The sequence below is a fragment of the Dietzia sp. UBA5065 genome (assembly GCA_002415925.1).
Taxonomy (GTDB): Bacteria; Actinomycetota; Actinomycetes; order Mycobacteriales; family Mycobacteriaceae; genus Dietzia.
On record DIAZ01000177.1, the window covers coordinates 38,304 to 46,625 of the forward strand.

The following is an 8,322-nucleotide window of genomic DNA, read 5'->3' on the forward strand; positions in this document are numbered from 1 at the left end:
GCCGTGCTGGAACGGGTTCATGGTCCCGGGGTCGACGTTGATGTACGGGTCCAGCTTCTGCATGGTCACCCGGAGTCCTCGGGCGGTGAGCAGCTGCCCCAGGCTCGAGGCGGTGAGCCCCTTGCCCAGCGACGACGCAACGCCACCGGTGACGAAGATGTGCTTGGTCGCGGACCGCGATGCGGCTCGATTCAGTGCCAAGGGGACTCCCGTGTCCAGACGCCGGAATGGATGAAAGCTGGTGTGGCTCCGGTGCACCCCACGGGGCTTCAGGCTATCACCGAGCGGGCGCCGTGGGGAGCGGCGGCACCGCCGCGGCCGCATCCGGGCGCAGGCCGTAGTGCCCCTGCCCCCGGGCCAACTGCTCCGCGAGCCCGAGCGCGGTGGCCAGACGGCCCGCCTCGGAGCCCGCCGAGTCCACGGTCGACACGCCCGTCTCGCCGGAGGACCGCAGGACCCGGACGGCGTCGTGGCCGTCGGCCCCACCGACCTCGGCCGACACCACGACGCCCGCGCCCTCGCGGTCCAGGGTCCGTGCGAACGCGGCCAGCCGCACGGCGGTCGACTCGGTCTCGCCCGGGCCGGTCACGATCAACGCCAGCTGCCCGGGCCGGAGGGTGCCGGCCTCGAAGTCGATGACCTCCGCGTCCGCGAGGGTCGTGAGCACCGTCGTCCGGTCGGCGTCGTCGAGGTGCGGCTTCGCGTCCTCGGTGCGGAGCAGCCCGGCCCGACCCACCGCCGTCCCCAGCTGGGTTCCGAGGTCCGCGTCCGCGGCGGGCGCGGTGCCGATCGGGAGGTTGGCCACCAGGGCCTCGAGCTCCGCGTCGGCGGCCGGGTCCATCGCCTTGTCTGTGAGCGTGATCCGGCCGGCGACGACACCCCCGGCCGCGGTGATGGTGTCGACGGCCGCGTCGACGTCCTCGCCCGAGGCACCCGGGGCGACCACCACGAGGACCGGCCGTTCGTCGAGGATCCCGTCGAGCACCGCCGGGGCGAACACCCCGGCCATGGCGTCGAGCCGGTCGGTGGCCAGCCGCTGGGCCGCCAGGTCCTCCTCCGCGGAGTCGAGCCGCGCCGCCGTCGTGTCCTCCCTGTCGACCACCGCGTCCCGGATGGACGTCGCCACGGAGGTCGACCCCAGGATCACCCCCACCGCGAGGGCGAGGAACACGGCGACCAGCGTGAGGACGTGGCGGCGCAGGGAGATCAACGGACGAGGCCCTGGACCCAGAGGGCGAAGCCGTTCCACATGTCGACGGCCCAGATCAGCAGATCCTGGGCGGAGTCGCGGGCCACCACCACGGCGGCCACGGCGACCAGCGCCGCGAGCACCACCAGCGCCAGCCCGATCCCGGCCCCGCGCGACCGGTACAGGGTCGAACAGGCGTCCGCGTGGACCAGGCGCGACGAGACCGCGGTATCGACCATCGTCGAGGAGGGGGCGGAGGACGGTCCGAAGACGTTCTCCAGCCCGCGGTCACCGCCCGTCACGACGATCATCTCGGCGCCGTTGTGGAAGGCCAGGAGCAGGGCCATGTCCCGGGCCGTGGCCGCCGCCGGGAAGGTGGTGGCCCCCACTCCGAGTTCGGTGACCCGCTCCAGCCCCTCGGCCCTGCCGTCACGGTCCGCCGGCACCACGAGGACGGCACCGTCGGTGAGGACCTCCTCGGAGACGGCGGTGGGGGTGGCCACCACGACGTCCGCGGACAGCTTGGCCGACCGCAGCAGCTCGGCTCCCCCGTCGACTCCGACGAGCAGCGGGCGGTACTCCTTGATGAACGGCTTGAGATCGGCCAGCTGGGCCTGCGACGACTCGTCCCCGGTCACCACCACGACGTGCCGGTCGGCGAACTCGACGTCGATCTGCGGCAGTCCCTCACCATCGAGGAGCAGCGGATGCTCCAGGCTGAGGAACTCCGTGGCATTGGCCAGGTGCGCGAGGGCCGACTCGACGTACCCGGACTCGGCCGCGTCCACCTCGGCGAGGAGGGTGGCCGGGCCCGACTCCCGGCCGGAGGCCAGCTCGTCCTCGGTCTTGACGGAGTAGACCACGCCCTCGTCGACACGCACCTTCGTCCCCTCCGCGACCGCGGAGAGGTCGGCGTCCTCGACGACGGGGATCGTCGACGCCGCGAGCGTCCGGAACGCCGCGCGGGGCAGCATCTCCTGCCCGGCGCGGGGGACGTGGATGACGGCGGCGACGCCGGCCTCGACCAGCGCGCGCGCCGTGTCCGCCGACGTCCTGTTGAGGTCGAGGACCGCCACGTCCTTCGGGCCGAGCTTCCGGTGGGGCGACGACCCTGCCCGGATGTGACGGACGGCGCCGACCACACCGTCGAGGTCGTGGGAACGGCGACTGAGGAGACCCGACATCTTCATGTGCCCGAGTATCACTCGTGTGATTCGAGCGACGAGGGAGGAGGTATCGGCGTGTCGGGTTAACGGTCGAGTTGAGCTTGAGACTTCTCGGTCTGCGCCTTGACGAGGAGTTCCTCGGCATGCGCGAGGCCCGTGTCGGTGTCCTCCATGCCCGCGAGCATCCGGGCCAGCTCGGTCACCCGGTCGGCGTCATCCACCGCCCGCACCCCCGAGACCACGCCGTCACCGCCCTCCGCGTCCACGGTCTTGTGAACCACCAGGTGGGTGTCCGCGTACGCGGCGACCTGGGCGAGGTGTGTCACCGCGATCACCTGGTGCGTCCTGGCGAGGGTGGCCAGCCGCATGCCGATGCTCAGGGCCGCGCGGCCGCCCACTCCGGCGTCGACCTCGTCGAACACCAGCGTCCCACCGCCGGACCGCTCGGCCAGGACCACCTCCAGCGCGAGCATCACCCGCGACAACTCGCCACCCGAGGCCCCCTTGCCCAGCGGCACCACCCCGGACGGCCCGTCCAGGGCCAACTCGACGTCGTCCAGTCCCGACTCCGTCGCGGAGGCGGGCCCGTCACCGTTCGGCGTGACCCGCACCACCAGCCCCGCCCCTCCCATGGACAGCTCGGCGAGCTCGGCCGTCACCCGACGGGCCAGGTCCTCTCCGGCGGCCCGTCGGACCGCGGTGAGCGCCGCGCCGCGCTCGGTCAGCTGGGCGGCCAGCCCGGCGGCGACGGCCCTCAGCTCGGCCACCGCCGCGTCGGAGGTGTCCACCTCGGACAGTCGACCCCGCGCCTTCTCGGCCCACGCGATCACGTCGTCCACGTCGGTGCCGTACTTCCGGGTCAGAGCGCGGAGGCCGTGCCTGCGCTCGAGGGCGGAATCCAGGTCCGCCACGTCCACGGGGAGCCCGGCCAGGTACAAGCCCAACTCCGTGGCGGCATCCCCCAGTGCGGCCACGGCCTGCTCGACGCCTGTGGCGATGGGGACCAGGGCGGGGTCCCCCGCCCCGGCGAGCCGCTGCCGGAGGGCGTCCAGGACGTTGACGACGGGCTCGGCCGTCTCGCCGTCCCCCGTCAGGATCTCGTGGGCCTGACCCGCGATCTCGCGGAGCTCCTCCGAGTCCGTGAGCCGACGGATCACGGCATCGAGTTCGGCCTCCTCCCCGGGCTGGGGGTCCAGGGCGTCGATCTCCTCCAGTCCCATGCGGAGCAGGTCGGCCTCGCGGGCCAGTTCGCGGGCGCGCTCGGTGCGCTCGGCCAGGGACCGCTCGACCTCCCGCCACCTGTGGAACGTCTCGCGGTAGGCGGAGAGAGCGGCACGCGCGTCCTCTCCCCCGTGGGAATCGACCGCGTCCCTCTGCCTGTCGGGCCGCAGCAGCCGCAGTTGGTCGTTCTGCCCGTGGACGGCGAGCACCGGGGCGCAGAACCTGGCGAGGGTGCCGGCGGGAACGGAGCGCCCGCCGAGCCTGGCCCGGGAGCGCCCGTCGGCGCCGACCCGGCGGGCCGCGATCACCGTTCCGTCCTCGTCGAGATCCACGTCCGCGTCGTCCAGGAGGCGGTCCAGGTCGCGCCGGTCGGCGGCGTCCATCGTCGCCGCTGCGGCGAGGTCGAACCGCCCCTCCACCACCGCCTTGTCGGCGCCGCGCCGGACACGCCCCGGATCCGCGCGACCCCCGGCGAGAAGCCTCAACCCCGTGACGACCATCGTCTTTCCGGCACCCGTCTCCCCGGTGAGGACGGACAGTCCCGGCGCGAAGTCGGCGACGGCCTCGTCGATGACGCCGAGGCCGCTGATCCGAAGTTCCGTGAGCACGCCCCCACCCTAGGGGAGGGGCCGGCCGGAGGAGCGGCCGCGCCACCCCGTCACCGGGAGTTCGAACTTGGTGACCAGACGGTCGGTGAACGGGGAATCGTCCAATCGCACCCACTTGACCGGGCGACGACCGCGGACCACCTCCACCCGGCTGCCCGCCGGGGCCTCCACCTCTCGGCGCCCGTCCAGCACCACCACGGAGGGGCCGGACCGGACACTCGTCTCCACGGCCACCCGGGACGTGGGCGCCACGACCATCGGCCGCGCGAACAGGGCGTGGGCGTTGTTCGGGACCACCAGGATGGCGTCGAGTTCCGGCCAGACTATGGGCCCCCCGGCCGAGAACGCGTAGGCGGTCGACCCCGTCGGGGTGGAGACGAGCATCCCGTCGCAGCCGTAGTCGCTCACGGGGCGGCCGTCGATCTCCACGGACGCCTCGAGGACACCCTGCCGGGAGAGCTTCTCGATGCTCACCTCGTTGAGCGCCCACCCACGGTCCAGGACCCGGTCCCCGTGGATGACGGTCGCGTCGATCGTCATCCTCTCCACCACGCGGTAGTCCCGGTCCGCGATCTGCTCGACGACCCCGTTGAGCGAGGCGACCTCCGACTCGGCGAGGAATCCGATGTGGCCGAGGTTGACCCCCAGGACGGGCACGTCGGCCGCGTTGGCGTACTGACAGGCCCGCAGGAAGGTACCGTCACCGCCCAGGACCAGGACCAACTCGCACCCCTCCGCCGCGCGCGGGGTGTCCGGGACGGCCTCGACCCCGGTCCCGGTGGCGACGTTGGCGCTCGTGGACTCCAGCATCCGCACCGCGATCCCCCGACTCGCACAGGCGTCCACCACCTGCGCCACGATCGCGGCGATATCCGGTCGCTCGACATTCGCCTCGAGCAGGATGCGGCGACCGGTCCCCGACCCCGTCGCGTCCGTCACTGCGGCCCCTCCGCCACGGCCGTCCGGATCGCGTCCTCCGCGCGGTCCGTCCACTCAACCGGCCCCGGTGACGCGGCCCTGCGGAGGTGGAGGAAGTACTCCACATTCCCGGAGGGGCCGGGGAGCGGACTGGCCACGCAGTCGACAGGCTCCAGGCCGAGGGCGGCGGCCGCGCGCGCGACTCCGGTCACCGCGCCGACCCTCAGCGAAGGGTCCCGCACCACGCCGCCCTGGCCCACGCGGTCGCGTCCCACCTCGAACTGCGGCTTGACCATCGGCAGGAGGTCACCGCCGGGTCGCACACACGCCGCGAGGGCGGGCAACACCAGCGCGAGGGAGATGAAGGAGAGATCCGTGACCACCAGGTCGACCTCTCCCCCGATCGCCTCCGGCGTCAGCGTCCTCACGTTGGTCTTGTCGTGGACGCCGACCCTGTCGTCACTGCGCAGACGCCATACCAGCTGGCCGTAGCCGACGTCCGCGGCCTCCACCCGGGTCGCGCCACGGGCGAGCAGCACGTCGGTGAATCCGCCCGTCGACGCACCGGCGTCCAGGCACCGCGCCCCCTCGACGGTCACGTCGTGGAACCTGTCCAGCGCGCCGATGAGCTTGTGCGCGCCTCGCGACGCCCACTCGGGCTCGTCCGAGGAGGTGAGCGCGATGGAGGTGGTCGGCTCGACCTGGGTGGCGGGCTTGCCGGCGGTCACGCCGTTGACGATCACCCGTCCGGACTCGATCAGGTCCCGGGCGCGTTCGCGACTGTCACACATCTTGCGTCGGACGAGCTCGGCGTCCAGACGCATCCTCTTGGCCGCCATCAGCGTGTGGCGTCCAACGCCGCGAGCGCGGTCGCCAGCAACTCGTGGGCCGCGTCGAGCGCCTCCACCTGATGATCGCGCACCGACACGCTCACCCCCGTGCCACGGGCGTCGTCACCGCCGTCGTCACCGCCGCGCGCCCCGGCAGAATCGGCGAGGAGGTCGTCGAACGACGAGCGGAGCTCGTCGACGTCCGGGCCCGAGGGCCCGGGGGCTGGAGACGGTCCGGGGGTGATCACGCCGTCCACGCTAGCCGACGACGAGTCCCGCGTCGGCGAGCCTGGACCGGACGTCGGACCCCGTGTCCCCGATCGCCGTCACCCCGTGTCCCCAGGCCTGGCGGATGACGCTCCTGGCCAGATCGATCCCGAGCAGATCCCCGGGGATCCCGTCCAGGTGGAGTGCGTCATCGGCGACCCGGGACACGAGCTCGGGCGCCGATCCGATGTGGCTGAGCTCCGGGGCCTGGAGGAGGGCCGACAAGTCGTGCGCGAGATAGGTGGCCCGACGGTGTTCGCCCGCAGCGAGGAGGTCGGCCGGGCCGTGGACGCCGGTCAACACCAATAGCGACGGCATCCCCGCGGAGACCGCGCCCTCGATGTCGGTGTCGAGTCGGTCCCCCACTACGAGGGGACGCCGCGAACCGACCGTGGCGGCGGCCGCCCGGAGCACACCGGCGGCCGGCTTGCCGGCCACGACGGGCTCCCGATCCGTCGCGGCCCGCAGCGCCGCCACCAGGGAACCGTTCCCCGGAAGCAGTCCGCGCTCCGTCGGCAGGGTCGCGTCGACGTTGGACGCCACCCACGGGACGCCACGACGGATGGCGAGGCATCCCTCCGCGAGATCACCCCACGTCAACTCGCGGGACAGACCCTGGAGGACGGCGTCCGGATGCTCGTCCGCGGAGAGCACCACCTGGAATCCCGCCGCCTCGGCCAGTCGACGGAAGCTGTCGTGACCCACCACGAGCACCCTGGCTCCGGGGTCCACGTGCTCGGCCAGCATGACCACCGCCGCCTGGGCGCTGGTCATGACGTCGCCGGCCTCGGCCCGGAAGCCGAGTGCGCGCAGGTGCGCGGCCGTGTCCTCAGGCGCCCTGCTCGCGTTGTTGGTCACGTAGACCACCGGCAGCCCGGACCGGTCGAGGGCGTCCGCGGCCCCGGGGATCGGTTCCGACCCGCGGATCAGCGTTCCGTCGAGGTCCACCAGTAGCGCGTCGTGGAGCGCGGCCAGGGACGAGTCCGTCACAGGCTCTGGTCCTCGAGTTCTGCCAGGCGGGTCTCCGCGTCCGTGTTCTGTCCGGGGTCGGCGGAGACGGCGTGCCCGAACCACTCCAGCGCCTCCTTCTTCCTCCCGGAAGCGAGGAGCACCTCGGCGTACGCGTAGTCGAGACGCGCGGCCTCCTCACCCGAGGCGGTCGCATCGACGCCCGCGTCCTGAAGGGTCACCAGCGCCGCGTCGAGCTGTCCCATGTCCACCCGGGCGCCGGCCTCGACGATGCGCAGCTCGACCAGGTCCTCCCCGGTGACCAGCCGGGATTCCTCTCCCCGGGCGAGCTCGATCGCCTTCTCCGGACGCTCGAGACCACGCTCGCAATCCGCCATCATGGCGAGAAGACCAGGACCGCCCGAGATGCGTCGGGCAGCGCGCAACTCACCCAGCGCCTCCGACCATTCGCCCGCCCGGTATGCCAGCACCCCCAGGGTCTCGCGGACCACGCCGATCCGGCCGGCGCGGTTCTTGGCGGCGCGCCCATGGGCCAGGGCGACGCCCGGGTCCTCGTCCACGAAGTGCATGGCGGCAACGAGGTGCCGAGCCACCAGATCCGCGTTGGACTTGTCCAGCCCGCGCAGGTCCCGGCGCACCTCCATGTCGAGGTCCGCTGCCTCGATGTCCTCGGGCAGTGGGGGTTCGTCGGCGCGAGCTGCCTGACGTGCGTCCTGGCCCGGCCGCCCTTCGGAGCGCCGATCGCCACCGGGACGCCCGTCCCGACGACCGTCGCCGCGCGGCGGGGCCGCCCGACGGTCGGACCCCGCGGCGGTCCGCCCCTGGCTCGCCCGGGCACCGCCCGACCGTGGCGCGGCCGGGGTCTCGGCACCCTCGCCGCGACCCGACCCGTCGTATCGCTTAGCGCGTCGCTCGCCGAACGAGCTGTTGTCGCGCCGCGAGCCGGCGGAGGCCCGGTCGCCTCTGCGGGGGACCTCACGATCACCGCGTCGCGGCGACTTGTCTGACTCTTCTGACCGGGCTTCGTTCACGTCGTTCACCTTACGCGCGCCGCACAGACGGCACTGGGGTCGATGTCTGAAATACAAAAAAGACCAGCGGGAGGAACGATGAGTCCCTCCCGCTGGTCATGAAATTGTGTTCGGCGGTGACCT

General features: G+C 72.9%; 8 protein-coding genes and 1 pseudogene. All 9 read right to left on the minus strand.

Features of this window, described 5'->3' with window-relative positions:
- A pseudogene (locus B4M60_RS14710) lies at positions 1 to 195 on the minus strand (CTP synthase); the annotation flags it as partial.
- 82 nt (positions 196 to 277) lie between these two features.
- Positions 278 to 1,210, minus strand: coding sequence for a copper transporter (locus B4M60_RS14715; protein ID WP_291085696.1), 933 nt, complete (start codon positions 1,208 to 1,210; stop codon positions 278 to 280).
- Positions 1,207 to 2,379: a putative cytokinetic ring protein SteA gene (steA, locus tag B4M60_RS14720; RefSeq protein ID WP_291085699.1), complete on the minus strand. Its 1,173-nt coding sequence runs from the start codon at positions 2,377 to 2,379 to the stop codon at positions 1,207 to 1,209. The genes B4M60_RS14715 and steA overlap by 4 nt, the downstream gene beginning before the upstream one ends.
- Positions 2,380 to 2,438: 59 nt before the next feature.
- Positions 2,439 to 4,184, minus strand: a complete 1,746-nt coding sequence (gene recN / locus B4M60_RS14725; RefSeq protein ID WP_291085702.1) for a DNA repair protein RecN — start codon at positions 4,182 to 4,184, stop codon at positions 2,439 to 2,441.
- Between the two features lie 9 nt (positions 4,185 to 4,193).
- Positions 4,194 to 5,123: an NAD kinase gene (locus B4M60_RS14730; RefSeq protein ID WP_291085705.1), complete on the minus strand. Its 930-nt coding sequence runs from the start codon at positions 5,121 to 5,123 to the stop codon at positions 4,194 to 4,196.
- Positions 5,120 to 5,941 carry a TlyA family RNA methyltransferase gene (locus B4M60_RS14735; protein ID WP_291085708.1) on the minus strand — a complete coding sequence of 274 codons (822 nt, stop codon included), beginning with the start codon at positions 5,939 to 5,941 and terminating at the stop codon, positions 5,120 to 5,122. The genes B4M60_RS14730 and B4M60_RS14735 overlap by 4 nt, the downstream gene beginning before the upstream one ends.
- A complete protein-coding gene (locus tag B4M60_RS14740) occupies positions 5,941 to 6,180 on the minus strand; it encodes a hypothetical protein (protein ID WP_291085711.1) in 240 nt (79 codons plus the stop codon). Before B4M60_RS14740 ends, B4M60_RS14735 begins: the two co-directional genes overlap by 1 nt.
- 10 nt (positions 6,181 to 6,190) lie before the next feature.
- A complete protein-coding gene (locus B4M60_RS14745; protein ID WP_291085714.1) occupies positions 6,191 to 7,189 on the minus strand; it encodes an HAD-IIA family hydrolase in 999 nt (332 codons plus the stop codon).
- Positions 7,186 to 7,812, minus strand: coding sequence for a hypothetical protein (locus B4M60_RS14750; protein WP_349679634.1), 627 nt, complete (start codon positions 7,810 to 7,812; stop codon positions 7,186 to 7,188). Before B4M60_RS14750 ends, B4M60_RS14745 begins: the two co-directional genes overlap by 4 nt.
- Positions 7,813 to 8,322: the final 510 nt, after the last annotated feature.